This is a genomic window from Methanospirillum lacunae, assembly GCF_003173355.1.
In the GTDB taxonomy this organism is placed as follows: domain Archaea; phylum Halobacteriota; class Methanomicrobia; order Methanomicrobiales; family Methanospirillaceae; genus Methanospirillum; species Methanospirillum lacunae.
This window is the reverse complement of the sequence record NZ_QGMY01000007.1, coordinates 316,757-335,281: the sequence shown is the minus strand read 5'-3', so window position 1 is coordinate 335,281 and position 18,525 is coordinate 316,757. Positions and strand designations below refer to the sequence as shown.

Annotated in this window: 12 protein-coding genes; 8 read left to right on the top strand and 4 right to left on the bottom strand. The window is 45.6% G+C overall.

Features of this window, described 5'->3' with window-relative positions:
• Positions 1 to 294 precede the first annotated feature (294 nt).
• The 3 genes from DK846_RS09565 to DK846_RS09555 are packed head-to-tail and all read left to right on the top strand — an operon-like array spanning position 295 to position 7,635.
• Positions 295 to 4,926: a PKD domain-containing protein gene (locus DK846_RS09565; protein WP_181391709.1), complete on the top strand. Its 4,632-nt coding sequence runs from the start codon at positions 295 to 297 to the stop codon at positions 4,924 to 4,926.
• A 16-nt stretch (positions 4,927 to 4,942) separates the two neighbouring features.
• On the top strand, positions 4,943 to 6,421 hold the full coding sequence (locus DK846_RS09560) for a PEGA domain-containing protein (protein WP_146201193.1): 1,479 nt from the start codon (positions 4,943 to 4,945) through the stop codon (positions 6,419 to 6,421).
• A gap of 32 nt (positions 6,422 to 6,453) precedes the next feature.
• Complete coding sequence (locus tag DK846_RS09555; protein ID WP_109968706.1) at positions 6,454 to 7,635, top strand: PKD domain-containing protein; 1,182 nt, start codon at positions 6,454 to 6,456, stop codon at positions 7,633 to 7,635.
• Between the two features lie 32 nt (positions 7,636 to 7,667).
• Here the strand turns inward: DK846_RS09555 and hypF are convergent, their stop codons facing one another.
• Positions 7,668 to 9,890: a carbamoyltransferase HypF gene (hypF, locus tag DK846_RS09550; protein WP_109968705.1), complete on the bottom strand. Its 2,223-nt coding sequence runs from the start codon at positions 9,888 to 9,890 to the stop codon at positions 7,668 to 7,670.
• 57 nt (positions 9,891 to 9,947) lie between these two features.
• Here hypF and DK846_RS09545 point away from each other — a divergent pair, with 57 nt between their 5' ends.
• The 5 genes from DK846_RS09545 (at position 9,948) to DK846_RS09525 (ending at position 15,322) form a co-directional block, all read left to right on the top strand.
• Positions 9,948 to 10,454, top strand: coding sequence for an ArsR family transcriptional regulator (locus DK846_RS09545; RefSeq protein ID WP_109968704.1), 507 nt, complete (start codon positions 9,948 to 9,950; stop codon positions 10,452 to 10,454).
• Entirely contained in the window at positions 10,444 to 11,250 is an 807-nt protein-coding gene (locus DK846_RS09540; RefSeq protein WP_109968703.1) for a DUF7839 domain-containing protein, read from the top strand. The genes DK846_RS09545 and DK846_RS09540 overlap by 11 nt, the downstream gene beginning before the upstream one ends.
• Positions 11,247 to 13,352, top strand: a complete 2,106-nt coding sequence (locus DK846_RS09535) for a DEAD/DEAH box helicase (RefSeq protein ID WP_109968702.1) — start codon at positions 11,247 to 11,249, stop codon at positions 13,350 to 13,352. Before DK846_RS09540 ends, DK846_RS09535 begins: the two co-directional genes overlap by 4 nt.
• A 393-nt stretch (positions 13,353 to 13,745) precedes the next feature.
• Positions 13,746 to 14,960, top strand: coding sequence for an ammonium transporter (locus tag DK846_RS09530; RefSeq protein WP_109968701.1), 1,215 nt, complete (start codon positions 13,746 to 13,748; stop codon positions 14,958 to 14,960).
• Between the two features lie 29 nt (positions 14,961 to 14,989).
• Positions 14,990 to 15,322, top strand: a complete 333-nt coding sequence (locus tag DK846_RS09525) for a P-II family nitrogen regulator (protein WP_109968700.1) — start codon at positions 14,990 to 14,992, stop codon at positions 15,320 to 15,322.
• A 270-nt stretch (positions 15,323 to 15,592) separates the two neighbouring features.
• On the opposite strand, the gene serS is transcribed toward DK846_RS09525, so the two are convergent.
• The 3 genes from serS to DK846_RS09510 form a co-directional block, all read right to left on the bottom strand.
• Entirely contained in the window at positions 15,593 to 16,870 is a 1,278-nt protein-coding gene (serS, locus tag DK846_RS09520) for a serine--tRNA ligase (RefSeq protein WP_109968699.1), read from the bottom strand.
• A 125-nt stretch (positions 16,871 to 16,995) separates the two neighbouring features.
• Positions 16,996 to 17,832 (bottom strand): hypothetical protein, encoded by an 837-nt coding sequence (locus DK846_RS09515; protein ID WP_109968698.1) that lies wholly within the window; start codon positions 17,830 to 17,832, stop codon positions 16,996 to 16,998.
• Positions 17,833 to 17,911: 79 nt separating this feature from the next.
• Complete coding sequence (locus tag DK846_RS09510) at positions 17,912 to 18,508, bottom strand: 30S ribosomal protein S3ae (RefSeq protein WP_109968697.1); 597 nt, start codon at positions 18,506 to 18,508, stop codon at positions 17,912 to 17,914.
• Positions 18,509 to 18,525 lie beyond the last annotated feature (17 nt).

The window sequence follows — 18,525 nt, the reverse complement described above, 5'->3', positions numbered from 1 at the left end:
AATATAGGCTCCTAATATAATTCTTTTTCTGCCTCTAATGAAGATACGGGTTCTTTCATCTTTCCGGTTTTCGATAATAACGGATTTCGTCCACTATTTTTAGAAACACTTATAATCCATAAAAAGACATCCTTGTCATATTGTACATGGTATGAGATGGGTGTTGTTTAGCAAAGGAAAGCCCGGGAATGTGGGCCCTCTAATGAAATGTAATAATTAGGATTATTATTATATTTCAGATAAAATGTGGGGGATTTGCGTGCTACAAAAAAAAGGTTCGGGGGTATGCATGAGATGATACGAATACAACATAATGTATTGATAACTGCGCTCCTTGTTTTGCTGGTCTGCTGGATGCCGGCAGCGGGGAGTGTAACGACTGGAGGTAATGTTTCAATTGAGGAACTCTCCTCCCAGCCTGTCCAGTTTATTAAAAATGTAGGACAGTCGCCTGATATCATTCAATATCAGGCAAAATCACAGGACTTTTCCTTTGATTTTACTAAGGACGGGCTGCTTGTCTCCGGTGTTGGTGGGAATGATACAGGCGGCGATGAGAGTGGGCTCCACCCGCTGGTTGTCACCCTAGAAGGTGCCCGGGCCGGTATTGACATCGAGGCAATTAATCAACTCCCGGGGTATGCCAATTTCCTCATGGGCCAGAATGAGTCGGCATATAAGCAACATGTTCCCTGGTATGGAGAGATCAAGTATGCAAGTATCCTGCCAGGTATCAACCTGTCATATGCTGGCGAAAAAGGGGTACTCAAGAGAGAATATCAGGTCAGCCCGGGTGCGGATCCCAAATCCATTAAACTGGTTTACTCTGGTGCTGAGAACATAACACTGGCTGCTGACGGATCATTGATTGTCAAAACAAAGTTTGGAAACCTTATCGAAGCTGCACCGGTAAGTTATCAGGAAATAAATGGAACCCGATCAGAAGTCAGTTCTAATTACACTGTACTTGACAATAACCGAGTCGAATTTAAACTGGGCGATTATAATCCTGCATACACCCTGATCATCGATCCGTACCTTCAGTATTCAACCTATCTCGGAGGGGCTCTTGAGGATTATGGAATGGACATTGCTATTGACAGTTCCGGCGATGCATATGTAACCGGGTATACCTCATCCTGTAATTTCCCTGTTGTAAACCCTCTAAATGTCAACTCTCCGATTAGTTACAACGGAACATACTGTCATAACAGCCGGGATGTCTTTGTTACCAAACTCACTACGGATTCAAATGGCAATGCTTCAATTGCATTCTCAACATTCCTTGGAGGAAGTTCATCTGACTTCGGCCGGGGTATTGCAGTGGACAGTTCCAACAATGTTTACATAACCGGTGACACATACTCCTCTGATTTCCCTGTTTTATTGCCGATTCAGAATGGAGGACGCCTGCATGGTTCAAATGACGCTTTTGTGACTAAACTCCGTGCTGATGGAACTAACTTCTGGTATTCATCCTATCTTGGTGGAAACTTTGCGGATCAGGCAAATGATATTGTTGTTGATAGTCTGGGTGCTGCATATATCACCGGTTCAACTGTTGGGAACAGCCCACTGAAGAAAACTGAAGAAAACTACCCGGTAACATCCGGGGCATATCAGGAATCTCCAAATAATAATGCAGTGATGGGTGATGGTTTTGTCTCGAAACTCAATCCAACCGGAAATAGCCTGGAGTATTCATCCTACATTAGTGGTAGTAATACAGAATCTGGAAATGGCATTGCAGTAGACGGCCAGGGGATGGTGTATGTTGTCGGAACTACATCCTCGAATAATCTGATCCCCTCAACTGCGACCGGTTACCAGAAGACGTTGAAAGGGACTCAAGATGCATTTTTAATGAAGTTTAATTTTGCTGCTTCATCACCATTGGTGTATGGAACCTATCTTGGAGGTTCAACAGGGTACGACTACGGTGAAGCGGTTGCAATCGATTCAGACTTTAGTGCCTATGTGACCGGAGCCACAGCATCGACTGATTTCCCGGTCACTACGTATGCAAAACAAAAGAAAAAAGGGTGGGTGTATGATTACTTTGAAAAGGATGCCTATGTCACAAAATTCTCGACTGACGGAGCAAGCCTTCTCTATTCGACCTATCTTGGTGGAAGCTCAGATGATTGGGGATATGGCATTGCAGTAGATAGTAGTCGCCGTGCGTATGTGACAGGATATACAAAATCAGAAAGTTTCCCAAAGTATGACTCTATTAAATCTATCACCTACACCGGTGATCAGGATGGATTCCTGACATGCGTGAATGCGGCCGGGAGTGACTGGGTATACTCTACCGTCTTTGGTGGGAGTAGCAGCGAGGTATCTCACGCAGTTGCGGTGTCTGGGGATGGAAACACAGTTTATATTACCGGGTGGACTGATTCACCTTCAATTCAGGATCTCGTAAGTGGTAGCAACTGCACCAATGATTGTTTTCCTGTTCTGAACTGGATTAATCAGTCAACATATCCTGTTGGTGATTCAAGTTGGTATAATGGCAGTAGAATCGACAGAGGTATTTTAGAGACGTATAGTTCCAACACCTATGATGCCTTTGTTATGAAGTTTGGAAAAAGCAGTCTGCTAGCCTCCTTTTCTCCGAACCTCACCTGTGGTCCCGCTCCTTTGGTCGTAAGATTCAATGATACCTCAGCGACCTCTGCAAATATCGTGCAACGGATATGGAACTTTGGAGATGGGAATACTAATACCACTGGAGCTACTGCAGTAGATGTATTTCATCAGTACAATACAACTGGAACATACCAGCCAACATTGACATTGTACTCTTATACTGGCTCCTCGATGTCAAACCCGACTTCAATTACTGTATGTAATCCGTATATCTCTGCAAATTTCACCCTCCCGGCATATAACAACTCACAGACACCTATTGATGTTCCATGGAAGGCTCCGATCTCATTCTCCCCAGATGTAATCAATTATACTCCGGCATCATACCAATGGAATTTTGGAGATGGGACCCAGAATTCAACAGAGAAGAATCCGACTCACCAGTTTTCCTCAGTTGGAACGTACAATGTAACATTGACACCACTGACTGGAACATGTTGTAATTATACATCGGTGAAGAGAGCAGTCCGGGTTATGGCACCCCCATATGTAAGTTTCACTAATACAACTGGAAGTGATCGCCTTGAACTGTGTCCTGGAGCAGAGGTGTCGTTCATTGACACTTCTGGAAGTTCCTCAACCAACAGTTCTGCTACTGCATGGGAATGGAACTTTGGAGATAACAGTGCAACAGTTACGACACAGAATGTGTCACATGTCTACAGTATAGGTGGGAATTTCTCGGTTACGTTGAAAGCCTCAAACGTTGCCGGAACTAGTACTTTGACTAAAACGAATTATGTTTCTGTTTATGGAAATGTCACATCTGGATTTGAGGCGTCTCCGGTAACCGGAGTTGCACCCCTTACTGTGAATTTTTATGACAAGTCTGACGGAGTTCCTGTTACCTGGAACTGGAAGTTTGATGATTCCAATGTGAGTGCTACAAGTACGTCGAAAAACCCAAGTTACACGTACTGGAATCCAGGAGTATACTCCGTTAATCTGAGTGTCTGGAATAAGTGTGGTGATCCCAGTTTATCAAGACGTGAGGATTATATCACAGTCAACGGTAATATCAGTCCAACTCTGCTCTTTAATGGAACAGCTCCGGCTCTCTATACCAAGTATAACGGAACAATTCCTCTCAGTGTCTTTTTCCAGGGAGATACCTCAACTTCGAACCTTATTGATAATGCATGGTGGGATTTTGGTGATGGAAACCATAGCACTCAAACCCGTGATTCTACATGGCCTGCAAATAATAACTGGGTAAATCAGACTCATCTCTACAGCGTTGTAGGGGATTTCACACCAGTTTTGAAGGTAGCAAATAACACTTGGCCAAATACTTCCACGACCGGTATGATGTACAATCAGTCTATTGGCGTTGCTAGCCCGATGTCTGTCAGTTTTACAGCAACACCATCCTCTGGAGTTGTAACCCAACCAATCCAGTTCAATGATACCAGTTCAGGCAGCCCAATAGAATGGTACTGGATGTTTGGGGATGGAAGTGTAACAAATGTTTCAGGTACTCCGTCTCACTCATATCCGACTCCTGGTTTATATCCGGTTCTTCTTATGATTTGGAACAAGTACGGCCAGTATGGTGGCTCGGTAAACCAAACAATTCAGATCAACAATGCAAGTACTTCAGGGACGGTTGTGTTTAACCCAACGGTAGTGAACATGACAACAGGTTCAAACAACTGGAGAAAGGTACAGGTCAGCCTGAGCAGGGCAGACTATGGTCTTTCCAGTTTTAAGATCAAACTGGATCTGAACAGTACAAATGCAACTAACTTCGGTCTTGTTGTTGATCATCCCTGGTGGATTGATGCAGACAAATGGTCTGTAACAGCAAGTCCTGAAGGCAAGGCACAATACCTGACACTTGCGGGGCTTGATACATCTAGCAGAATTGGATATGGGTCGCAAAATGTCTCTCTCGGTAACATCACACTCTATGGATCGGCATCCGGTTCTGCAGTGATGAGCCTGAACGTTTCAGCTTCAACCGCTCAGTTTGGCGATTCATTCATGGGTTTGACGTCAACAAGTGCTCCGATACGCGTAAGTTCAGTCGGTGCCTTGATTGGCTATACAACACCTCCAAATGATCTCAAACCAGACTTGACGCATGACGGTCTGATTGATGACTTTGATGGTAACGGGATTGTTAATTCGAACGATGTTACGGTTTTCTTCCAGCAATGGTCAAAAGATTACCTGAATTCATATCCTGTCGCTCCGTTTGATTATAACTATAATGGGGTAGTTGATGGCAATGATATCCAGAAATTTTTCGATGCCTACTCACACTGGTGAAGATATGGTGAATAACATGATTCAGAAAAGAAATGGAATTGCATTGTTCCTTATTGGATGCCTGCTCCTTGTCGGGGTAGGATCAGCAACGACTATTGAACTATCAGGGGTAAGCATCAGCGGAGCTGGCCAGAGTGCCAGCATTCCGATTACCATTGATACAGTCTCCACCGGCCTTGCTGGATATAAATTAAATGCAGCACTTTCCACATCCGGAGTTGCAAAGATCACCGCTGTTACGATGCCTGACTGGGCCTCAATGAAAAATGTGGATGGAACCCTTCCAGGAGAGTCAGTTAATATAACGGCCGTTGATCTTTCGGACACCATTAAGTCAGGAGCTACCAATGTTCCGGTTGCAACTCTTACAATTGAGGGAGTTGCAGCAGGTTCAACCAATCTTGTTCTAACGGTGTCAGAACTTACAGATGATAGTGGGAATGCGATTCAGTTTTCCATGTCACAGGCTGGAATCGTAGTAGGAGGTTCATCCTCAACACCGACTCCTAGTCCTACGCCAACCATAACATCTACAACTACCGCGACTATCACTCCGACACCTACAGCGACCATAACGAGTTCACCAACAGTAACTCCAACACAAACGATTACGGCAACCCCGACACTCACAACAGTTCCCACAATAACTCCCACACCTACTCAAACAATTGTGCAACTGGCAACCCCGACACCAGTTCCGACAGTTATCGCTAACTTCACAGCAGATGTAACCAGTGGACCTTCACCAATGACCGTAAAATTTACAGACCTATCAGAAGGATACCCTACAAAATTCTTATGGAACTTTGGTGATAATTCATCTGATTCAACGTCGGTCGTAGAGAATCCGCAACATATCTATCGTATTCCTGGAATCTACTCTGTCTCATTAAATGCCTCCAACAGCCAGTACAGCAACGAAACGTCACGGGCAAACTACATTGTTGCTGCAAATATGAGGATGCCACAGCGTGGAGACAAAACTTCAATGACAATTTATTCTGTTCCTGATGGGGCAGAATGTTACCTGAATAATGCGTACCAGGGCATTACCCCGGTAAATGTAACCAACCTTACACCCCGAACCTATCAACTCAGGCTTCATAAAGAAGGGTATTATGACATAGTAGACCCGGTAATTGCAAACAATGGTGTTTTGCCTACATTCGTATCCGGATATGAGATGGTGCCCCATTATGCTGAGATTGGAAAACTTGTTGCTGATCCCCCACAGACCGGAGCCGCATACATTGTGACCTACCCGGAACTGGTAACAACATACATTGATGATAAGAAAGTTGGTATGACTGATGTGATGGTTCTTAACCTGGCTGTAGGAACTCATAACCTGACATTGGTTAAGGATGGATATGCAAATTGGACTGATACCCTTGATGTCAGGAATGGGCTTGCAGTCATCCAGAGTTACTTCTATGATCAGCCATATTTCCCACCGACTAACAAGATTGTCGAATATGTGAACATGAGCCCCTGAGGCTCTCTCTTTTGTTTTCAATAATATGGAGCATGGAACCAAAGGTTGAGATCATGAGTAAAAAATGTGATGGATTACGTCGGAGAATAATTCCTGCTTTGGTATCGATTTTGTTCTTTTGTTCTCTTATCTCTGTGTCTTCTGCTGTGACATTGACAATTCAGAATGTAACTATTGCTGGCACAGGTTCTACCGGTTCTTCTGCTCTGGTCTTGGATTCGGTACCGAATGGACTCGCGGGCTTTAAAATTGATACCTCGATGACCCCTGTTGGAATTGCGAGGCCTGTATCTGTTACATTTCCATCAGTGTATACGATGAAAAACAGCACCACTCTGCCTGCTGATCAAGTGAGGGTTGTTGGTGTTGATCTCACGGGTGGGATAGAAGCTGGCGCAACAAATGTGACTCTCTGTACTTTTTCTATGGAAGGAGTTGCTACAGGTACCACGAGTATGGTAGCATCAATTGGGGAACTGACAGATGATAGTGGTTCACCAATAAGTGCAACAATAGTCAATTCAACGATAACTGTCGGTTCGGCCACTCCTGCCCCTACTGCATCACCTACTGTCACGGTCACAGCGACGTCAACTCCGACAGCAACACCCACTTCTTTCCCTACGGTGACCCCTACTGTCACCATTTCACCAACTCCGGTTCCTGGAACTGTTGATTTTACTGCATCACCAAGTTCGGGCGCTGCCCCTTTGACGGTCGTCTTTACTCCTCTGGTTAATGGTTCTGTATCCGGGTACATCTGGTCTTTTGGGGATGGTACTTCGTCCGATCTTCAAAGTCCGTCTCATGTATATGCATCAGGTACCTACCCGGTTTCATTAACGGTTACCTTTTCTGAAGGGGGAACTGCATCAGTAACAAAACCGGGATATATTATAGTGAATAGTAGTGGGCCAACTCCGACAAAAACGGCAACATCTACTCCAACTCCAACCCCTGTCCCTCTAGTTGCGAATTTTTCTGCAACTCCAGTGACAGGAGTGCCACCCTTATCTGTCCAATTTGTTGATCGTTCTGAGGGAATTCCCACAAAATGGCACTGGAACTTTGGCGACGGTGTATATTCCACTGTAATGAACCCCTTACACGTGTACGGGGGCATCGGGCGATATACAGTTACACTTGAGGTTGAGAACAATGACAATTCAGCCATTGTCAGGAAAACCTCAATTATAGAGACAAAATCAAAATAATTTTTTTTAATTAAGAATCTGGGCATCAATATTTATTGTCTGCTCATTCCTGCCCAAACACATTGACCGTATGAGATACACCCATCACCAAGTGGATATTCTCTGTTGATAACCAGTTTCATTCCCTGTGTTTTGACCTCTTCTGCAATCGTTCTTCTTATTGCTTCATTATATGAAACACCCCCTGAGAGTGCGATATTCGTATATCCCTCTTCTTCGGCAGCGTCAATCGCGAGTTTAGCGATACCCCGTGCAAGGTTAAATTGGAATGAGGAAGCAATCGTTTGAATTGCACTTGCATCACTTTCAGACCTGGCGTACTTATCCCTGGTGATCATGAGGAGGGATGAAGTATCAAGAATTCTACTGTCTTGGTCCTTTCCAAAGGATAGTGGCCACAGTTCTGGTTTCACTCCCCATGCTGCAGATTCAAGTTTCATCGCAGGTTCTCCATCATAGGTTTTTTGTCTACAGATCCCTAGGAGTGCAGCTGCTGCATCAAGGATTCTCCCTGTACTTGTTGTCTGAACTGTATTGAACCGTTTACTAACCTGCTGGCTTAAAATTTTAAGGTCTGGCTCACTCCAGCCTCGCGAAGTTAAGATCTGTTCTGTCTGCTCATCTGGAAGGATCCCATACAACATTCGTTCAGGGAATTTTGTTGCTAAATCTCCGCCTGGCATTAAAACCGGTTGCAGATGGGCAACGCGACTCAAATGAGGTACCTCACCGGTAAAGATCTCTCCTCCCCATACTGTACCGTCAGTTCCATACCCAACACCATCAATGGCAATGCCAACGCATGGATCCTGGCAGGCAGCGGCAATATGGGCCATATGATGCTGAACTGGAATAATTGTGGCACCGATATCTTCAGCCATCTCCTTAGCAAAACGTGTTGAGAGAAACTGAGGATGAAGATCGTGGGCAATTACTTTGATATTTGGTTTTAACAGGCTGGAAAGTCTTTCTATTGTCTCTGTCAGGTAGGCGAAGGTAGCAGGATTTCTAACATTTCCTATATGGGGTGAGGTTATTGTGAACCCATCCCGGTAAATAGTGACATTTGCATTGAGTTCAGGGCCTACCCCCAGAATGGCCTCGTTTCCAAGGTCATGTGCCACCCTCCTTGGTGCGAGTCCCCGGGAAAGCCTGATAATCAGGTTTTTTCTGATTACTGAGTCATCACAACGGTTTACGATATCCCGATTGTGAGTGAGGATATATCCAACCGTTTTTGATAACCTGGAAACAATCTGCTCCTGATCCGTTATCATAGGATACCCGGGGACATTGGCACTGGTCATGATCAGGAATGGAGATTTAAGGGCTGCGAAGATCAGGTGATGCAATCCGGTATATGGGAGCATACAGCCGACAGTGTGTAGATTACTTACATGTGAAATTGCTGTAGGATCCTTCTTGTCAAGAACCATTATTGGAGCAGCCGGACTCCTCAAAGTTATTTCCTCTTCATTTGAGATATCGGTGAGTTTCCGGATAACGTCCAGATGAGCCATGATGGCAAGAGGTTGCTCAGGTCTGCCAAGCCGCTTTTTGAGTTCTTCGGCGACATCCCCGATGCAGGCGATATGAAACCCTCCTATTCCTCTGATTGCTAAAATTTCACCCTGATCAAGGAGTTTTGATGTTTCTTTGATGGGATCCTGGATTTGTAGGATCTCTCCTGTACTAGTAAGAAGGGTAAGTTGTGGTCCACAGGAGTTACAGGCTATGGTCTGGGCATGGTGCCGGCGACAAAGCGGATCTACGTATTCAGTTGTGCATTCATTACAAGGGGGGAATTCATCCATCGCTGTACGTTCCCGGTCATAAGGGAGTGTTCTGATGATCGAGTATCGTGGTCCACAGTTCACACATGAGGTGGCAAAATAACCTTCATATCTTCCTGATATCCTAAATATATCTTCAATACAGTCGTCACAGGTTGCAACATCAGGTGGAATAAGTCCGGTGAGAGATCCCTCGGCACTTGGAATTATTGAAAATGAGTCCGGCCATGGACCTTGTATGGGAAGGGTTTCTACTGAGTCTATCACTGAGAGGGGTGTTCCGTCAGCAACAAGGTCTCTAAACTTTTCGAACTTATCACCATAGGCGTTAATACGGACTTCTGACCCGGCATTCTGGACTGTTCCAACTATTCCGAGTTCATGTGCTTTTGCATAGACAAAAGGACGGAACCCCACACCCTGTACGATACCCCTGATAATTATCCGGCCCTGTCTTTCCATTACTCACACAACAAACCTTTATTTTTTTATCAGACGTTATAATTATAGGGTTTTGAATTGACGGGTCATATCAGAATAGTCAATGATCCCGTAGAACTGGTCCCGCTTTTTGTCATCTTCAACAATACTGTCTATAAGAAGATTCTTGATATGCTGAACAAGAACTGGATGACCAGAAGCGAGATCGGTGATGTAGTGGGGGAAGACGGAGTCAGGGAGTGTCTGCTGATACTCAAGAAAGGCAACCTCCTTGAAGAGAAATGGCGCATGCCCGAGCCAGGTAAAAAGCCGGAAAAGGAGTATAAGGCAACATATAGCAAATTCAGGGCCAACTTTCAGTGCAATTTCTCGGATCTTGCAGATCTGCTCTCGATTGCATTCTCTGAAGAATCAGAAATAGGAGTTAAGGGCGATAGCCTTGAAGGAGAGTTATCTAAAGGAAACTCTTCAATAAATGACATTGCACGAAGGTTTAATGTAACCCCGATATACATTAAAGGAGTAGCAAAACGGGTTCCACACCTTGATGTGAAGGGCCAGGGACTGGTTATACTTGAAGAATGAAGACGAGCCGGGATATACGATCCTGCGTAATAAACGGGATGTCTCCCGGTTTCAAATTCTTGTTGAAATAGCTGAGCATCAACCTGCAGTACGGCAGCAGGAGATTGCAGCAATGCTTGGGGTAACACCTCAGGCGATATCAGAATATATCCGTGATCTGGTTGATGAAGGTATGATAAAGGCCCCTGGCAGGGGGAGATATGAGGTAACCCGTGAAGGGATTGAGTGGATCCTTCAGAATGCCGAGATGCTTGAAATCTATGCAAAGCATGTGAGGCATGACATTATCCATCAGGTCTCGGTATGGACAGCAATAGCGGCAGAGGATCTCCGAAAGGGCGACAGGGTAGGGGTGTACATGAAAGGGGGCATTTTATATGCATCCCGGAAACTGACTACTGCAAATGGTGAGATCGCGGTTGATACACCGAAAGGTGAGGAGACAGGGGTTGCTAAACTGGATGGGATTATCGATCACAAGGAGTCTATTGTCCAGGTATGTAAGGTTCCGAGGGTTGAGCGTGGAGGCTCACGAAATGTCAAACTCGACCAACTTACCGAGGTTATCGGCGGGGTTTCGGTTGTCGCATGTGTCGGGCTTGAAGCCTGGGTCTCGCTCAAAAAAATCGGACGGGTGCCCGATCTCTATTTTGGTTCGCGTGAAGGTGTAATAGAAGCAGCTCTGCACGGCATCCCCTGCGGCATTGTGATTGTAGATGAGTTTTTCACCGAGTATCTGAAACAGCTTGAACAGGCAGAGCTCAGTTATGAGATTCATGATCTGGTAGCTGCATGAAGGCAATCGTTCAGCCGACTAAAAAGTATTACAAGATCCTGTTTTTTGAAACTCATCATGTAAATGCGACAGCCATCATAGAACTCATAGATACACCCAAGGGTATCAGGCCTTCCCATTACCGGATGAGGCGAGGGAGTGGTTCTGGGTACAGAAACCTGCCGACAAGGGATCTGGTCATTCACTTGAGGCGTGCAAAGGTTCGCCTCACCTGTCCAGATGGGCCATTTGAGGCTTTTTTGCATGATCTGCAGATCCCGTTCACCTATGTTGAACTCTGTCGTTTCTGTCTGATGGAAGATCGCATTGCAGAACTGGACCGTGATCAGGCGATAATGTACGGAGAAGATGAGTGGATCTGCCTACCCTGTGCCCGTAAAGAACTCCGGCGTGAACTTGCCCACATGGGACGGTTGGGCAGGAATGCTCTCTCTCATCTTGATGAACTGCTTGATAAGTACCGAAGTGTTGATCGGGTGCTTGCCACCATTGAGCCTGGTGAGCATTCTTTTGATCATACTCTCTATGATCGATTGATTGCCCATCCTGTTGTTGAGACTAGCAGGCTGGATGAGCTTCCCCTGCCCCGCCAGTTTGTAGATCTTGCCAATGTTGAGTCTCTGATGCCGGTCCAGCAGATTGCTGTAGAGGCCGGTCTTTTGTACGGGAAAGACCTCCTTGTGGTGGCAGCTACCGCAAGTGGAAAAACATTCATTGGTGAGATGGCTGGATTCAAGAATTTCCTTGAGAAGAGGGGTCGGATGATTTTCCTTGTCCCTCTGGTGGCACTCGCATTTCAGAAATACGATCGGTTTGCAAAAAAATATGGAAAGATCGCTGAGATATCCATCATCACCGGAACAAGTCGTATCCAAATCAGTGACAACCGTCGCCCCGGGAACCGTGATCGGGGAGCTTCTATCATTATTGCGACGTATGAAGGAATTGACCACCTGCTCAGGTGTGGTATGAAACTGCATGACATCGGTACAGTGGTCATAGATGAAGTCCAGATGCTGGAGGATAAGGAGCGTGGGCATCGTGTTGACGGTCTTATTGCCAGGATGAAGTTCAACTCACCAAAAGCCCAGTTTTTGTATTTGAGTGCAACAATAGGACATCCAAAACTTCTTGCAAAGAAATTATCCTGTGAACTGGTCCGGTATGATGAGCGCCCGGTGACCCTTGAGAGATATCTGGTTTTTCTTGAACGCCAGCAGAAGATACCCACAGAGAAGAAACTGGTCCAAGATGAGTACAACAAGGTCTCTTCTAAAGGATTTCATAATCAGACTATTATTTTTACCAATTCCCGGGCACGGTGTCATGTTATCTCTGACAAGTTAGGTGAAGGAGTGGCCCCTTACCACGCTGGTCTGACCCAGGAAGAGCGGCGCCATGTTGAAAACCAGTTTGAAAAAGGTGAGATCAGGGCTGTTGTCACAACTGCTGCTCTCGCAGCAGGCGTTGATTTCCCTGCATCACAGGTAATATTTGATTCACTGGCGATGGGAATTGAGTGGTTGACCGTGCAGGAGTTCCAGCAGATGTCAGGAAGGGCAGGACGACCTGATTACCATGATCTTGGAAAAGTGGTGATCCTTGCAGAACCAGGAGGGTCATACTCCCGGAGTTCACGGATGACTGAAGAAGAAGTTGCCATGGGTCTTCTGAAAGGCGAAATGGGAGAAGTTGCTCCTGTTTACACTCTAGAGCAGAGTTCTGAGATTTATGTTGCAAATGCTGTGGTGGCTGCAGGTGACCGAAATATAATGCAGAAGATTGAAGCGAGTCTTGTGGGTGAGCCTGAACCGGTCGAAGAACTTCTGTTGCAGAGGAATCTGGTCTTTCGTGAAGGGGGAACCATCCGCCTCACTCCTCTTTCCCGTCTGATGGCAGAACACTTCATTGGTGTGGAAAGGCTTACAAGAATCATTGATCTTGTAAAGGAAACCAAAGATCCCCTTGAAATCCTTGCTGAGCTTGACTGTGCAACAGATGAAGAAGCTGCCCTTCTCCAGAGACAGAGAGGTAGGCAGGCAGAACTTCATGGTAGTCTCATGGAGAAAAGAAAAAAAAGGCCTGGAAAGAGACACCGCTGACCCTCATTATCATCACTTCTTACTGTATATCCTGTGGTGTTTCTCAAATTTTACACCAAAATTGATGATTTTGTATGATTTTTTTCCTTTCATTAATTCTGTAGAATTTTGAGAAAAGTGTAATCATCTCTTTAATCACCTGCGTTTTAGATCCATCAACCAATTATTCTTCCTGAATAACCTTCTGATGAGAATTGTCGATCACCATCACTAAAAAAATTTAAATAAGGTGGAAGACAACTTCTTACTAACCCGGGCGGAGTAGATCCGTTCAGGTAAGTTTCGACTCCGAATCGTGGATTTTTGTAGTGCGTTTGTGCATTGGGAAAATCTTTAAGTAATTTACGATAAGAGAGTCAGCATTATTGGTGATCAAACAGGTGAATTGAAAACATGGACATTGATACTGGAGCAACAGCATGGGTTTTAGCTTCCACTGCCCTGGTCATGATCATGACCCCGGGTGTCGGGCTCTTCTATGGTGGATTGGTACGAAAGAAAAACCTCATCAATATGATCGCTCTTTCGCTCGTAGCATTCGCTGTAGTAAGCCTTCAGTGGGTTTTATTCGGATATTCGCTCGCATTCGGACCTGATGTAGGCGGCTTTATCGGATCACTGGCAAACCTCGGCCTTGCCGGAGTAGGTCAGGATGGTGCAGTTATCGCCGGTACAGAACTGCCGGTTCCCGCCCTTCTCTACATGGTTTTCCAGCTGGTCTTTGCCACGGTTACGATGGCAATCATCACATCAGGAATGGCAGAGCGGGTAAAGTGGTCAGGATTCCTCGTCTTTGCCATCCTGTGGACTACCCTCGTGTATGATCCACTTGCCCACTGGGTTTGGGGTGGAGGATGGACTGCACAACTCGGTGCACTGGACTTTGCAGGAGGGACGGTTGTGCATATCAGTTCTGGGTTTGGTGCTCTTGCAGTAGCACTCGTCCTTGGTAAACGTATGGGATTTGGCGAACACTCCATGGAGCCAAATAACATTCCGGTAACCCTTCTTGGAGCAGCATTGCTTTGGTTTGGGTGGTTCGGATTCAACTCAGGGAGTGCAATCGCAGCAAACGGCCTTGCAGCAAGTGCATTTGTTGTGACTAACACCGCAGCAGCAGCTGGTGCAATTGCATGGATGCTTGCAAGCTGGGTTCATGGAAAGCCTGCCTCACTCGGTCTGGTATCAGGAGCCATTGCAGGTCTTGTTGCAATCACGCCAGCAGCAGGATTTGTTGACACCATGAGTTCCATCGTCATTGGAGCTGTCGCAGGTGTACTCTGCTATGGTATGATGCTCTTCAGAATCAGAAAGGGCCTTGATGAAAGCCTTGATGCATGGGCCGTTCATGGAATGGGTGGCCTCTGGGGTGCACTCGCAACTGGTATATTTGCAGTAGCGGTTGTGGGTGGTAAGGATGGACTTCTTGCAGGGAATGCACAGCAGTTTATCTCCCAATGCATTGGAGCATTCGCTGCCATCGCTTACGCCTTCATACTTACCTACGTGCTTGCACTGGTTGTTGAAAAGACAATTGGTCTGCGTGTAAGTGAAGAAGAAGAGTACGTCGGACTTGACATCTCCCAGCATGGAGAGAGGATTCATTAAACAGGCGCAACGATTAAAAAGGTACAACTATGCAGCTCATAAAAGCAATTGTAAAACCTGAACGCCTCGATGCAGTAAAAGCTGCCCTTGAAGAGGCTGGATTCTTCGGCATGACCATTACTGAAGTCCAGGGCCGGGGAGAACAGAAAGGAATCAGCCTTCAGTACCGTGGTGGTACAATCGAAGTGGATCTTATTCCAAAGGTTGAGATTGAACTTGTCGTGAGCGACAAGGATGCAGACGCTGTAATTGAATCTGTCAAGAAAGGGGCTTACACTGGCAAGATTGGAGATGGACGTATCTTTGTCATGCCTGTTAGCAAGTCGATCAAAATCAGGACCAATGAGGTGATTACTGAGTAAGATTAATCTCACTCAGTTTTTCATATCCAAAAAACCTGAAAATTATCCCTTTTCACGCACACCTCTTGTAGAGTCTTGTCCGTGAAAAACATAGATCCATCTGGGAGTGTAATCTCCCGTCATCCCTTCAATATTATAAGGGAGTAATCCCTAGTACCTCCTTTTTTCCCCTTCTAATTGGTCAACCATGTAATGTGGTCTACCTGTTTCAATCAGCAGATCATCTGCTTCAGAATGAAATAATCCTGGAAAAAAAGAAAAATGGAAGGATCAGAGATATTCTTTTCCATTCATGTATGGAACAAGAACCTTTGGGATCTCCACAGATCCGTCCTTCTGTTGATAATTTTCAAGAATTGATCTCATGGCTCTTGATGTTGCAATGGCGGTTGAGTTCAGGGTATGGACATATTGCTTGGATTCAAAATCCTTACTGTCTCTTACTTTGATATTCAGACGGGTTGCCTGGTATGCCGTACAGTTTGAACAGGAGACAACCTCCCGGTATGCATTTTCCCTGGGCATCCAGGCCTCAATATCGTATTTTTTCGCTGCAACGGTTCCTATGTCACCGGTGCAGATATTTACAAGCCGATAGGGAAGCCCTAGTTTCTGGAAAACTGCCTCTGCATTCTCTCTGAGTTCCTCATGGATTTCCCAGGAATCCTCTGGTTTACAGTATACAAACTGCTCGACTTTATGGAATTGATGTACCCTAAAGAGACCCTTGGTATCAAGCCCGTGTGATCCGATCTCACGTCTAAAGCAGGGAGATATTCCGGCTAAACGAAGGGGGAGATCTTTTTCTTCGAAAATTTCATCCTGAAACATCGCAGCGATTGGATGCTCACTGGTTGCGATCAGGTATGCATCATCCCCATCAATCTTATACATCACCTTCTCAAAGTCATCGAGGTCAGTCACTTCCTCGTATGACTTCCGGTTAATCATGAATGGTGGTGAGATTGGAGTGAACCCCCGCTCCATCAGCATATCGAGAGTAAATCTCTGAAGAGCAAGATCGAGGAGAACCAGATTTCCTTTCAGGAAGTAAAATCCTGCACCCGATGTTTTTGTGGCCCGTTCAAAGTCTGCCCAATCGTTATCAACTGCAAGTTGACCGTGATTTATCAGTTCAAAATCAAACGTTCGTGGTGTTCCGACCTTCTTGATCTCAACATTCTCTGTGTCATCCTTTCCCTGGGGCACACTCTCGTGGAGAATATTGGGCAGGCGCATGAGGTAATAATGGATCTTTGTTGAGAGTTCATCCATCTCAACCTCATTGTCCTTAATCTTCTGCGGGAGGCTCGCCGCCTCTGCCATTAGGGGAGAAGCGTCCTCACCTGCCTTTTTGGCACGGTTAATATCGTGTGAAATTGAGTTACGTCTCTGCCTCAGTTTATTATTGAGTCCGATTAGTTCCCTGTTCCGGGCATCTTTTGTGAGGAGGTCGTCGACCCAGTCAATCTTTTCTGTGTCGTTTCGTTTGACCAGATCGGCTTTGACAATCTCCGGGCTTGCCCGTACAAATCTGATATCAAGCATCGGTTACACCCGTGGTATCTATCATATCGTATCTTCGCTCCCTAATCACTTTGCTCTCAAATAACATCACATTGATGCATCGGTCTCCCTGAGAGAGTATCATAGAGCGGGTCATATTTACAGTTTCACCCGATTGAACAGACCCATCTGTCGTAAATTGGATCACGGTCATTCTCCCAGATTTCAGGCTCATATCCTCCTGACTTCATCCATCCCTTGATAATACATGCCTCAGGCTCTGTTCCCACTGTAATCATCACACGTTCAGAGACAGCGCAGACTCCTGATATGATCTCTGACCAAATGTCATGGTTAAACAATTGCAGTTCTCCAAACATAAATCCGAATGCACAGTCCACTGGCTCGGTCAGATAAGCTTCGATAAGCCTGCCATCAATCCACATAGTTCTCTCAGGATCAAGACGCCCTTCGGCAAATCCACGAGCCAAAAGGGCATCATCATTGTCATATGAGAGAGGATTTATGCCCATCTCTCTCATCAGGTATGTTCCAATCCCTGTCCCGCAGCAGCAGTCAAGGCAGTGGATACTATGCTCGTTTCCGACAAAAGAATTGATGAGATCACGGGTTATGACAAGTCGTTCAGGGTTGAGATCATCAGGGGCTATCTCACTGGTGTTGATAAGATTATCGGAGTAATATTTCCGGACTGAATTCTCAAACTCTCTCCTGGTAACCTGAAAGATATCTCCATCCATATCCTCAAGTCTGGAGATGAGTGTATCTGATGGGGTCCGCAGATGAAAGCAGGATGCATCAATTGTTCCATATTCTCCTTCCAGTCCTACACTAAGAATCTCTTCGTTCTCATCGATCAGGATTCTGCTTCGCTCAGCAGGAATCTGGAGAAGCAACTCATCCATCTCTTTATAACAGAGATCTGAAAAGAGTGGTTCAACAAGCCTGACCTCATCAGCCTCAAAAAATTCAGCAAAACGCATACCGGATCTCCATCACTCTGCTCAGATATCCGGGTTCCCGCTGAAAAGAGTTATCGTATGCAAAAAAAGGAATCCAGAATTACTTCTGGATCTTTGGAAGCTCAACCTTGGTCTTGATGATCTCTATCCGGCGGATTGGATAGAGTTCTTTGACCTTGCGGAAGGTCTCCTTGGAGATCTCACCGTTGATGATTGCATTGACAAATACACCAAGTTCATTCTCGGTTCCGTACTTGACAACATCATCTGAAAGGACCTTGCGGATGAGGTGCTGCTGGCTCTGATCAGCCCGGGTAAGGGTGAAACAGGTGACTGTTGCCCTGACTTTGCAGCCATCCTTGCTGACAAAGTTAACGATACTCTCAATCCGTGAGGTCCGTCGTTTTACCAGGGATCTTATGTAATCTCTGGCGATCTCATGTCCGATAAATGAGGTGTACGCTGAATCTCCAGCTACTTCGGTGATTGAGAACTTCATCTTGACGTTCTGCTTAGCGTAGTCGTTGACCAGCTCAGAGAGCGGTGCTGTCATGACCCGTCCGATCAACTTTGCTGGGTCATCTGAAACGGTGTCACCGAGGTAGACTTTACCGACATTCTCAGGGCTGTAGACCTTATACCAGGACTTTGCCTTCCATCCTTCAACTCTTCTTCCTGACTGTTTCTTTCCTGCCATTTCTTTACTCCATATGT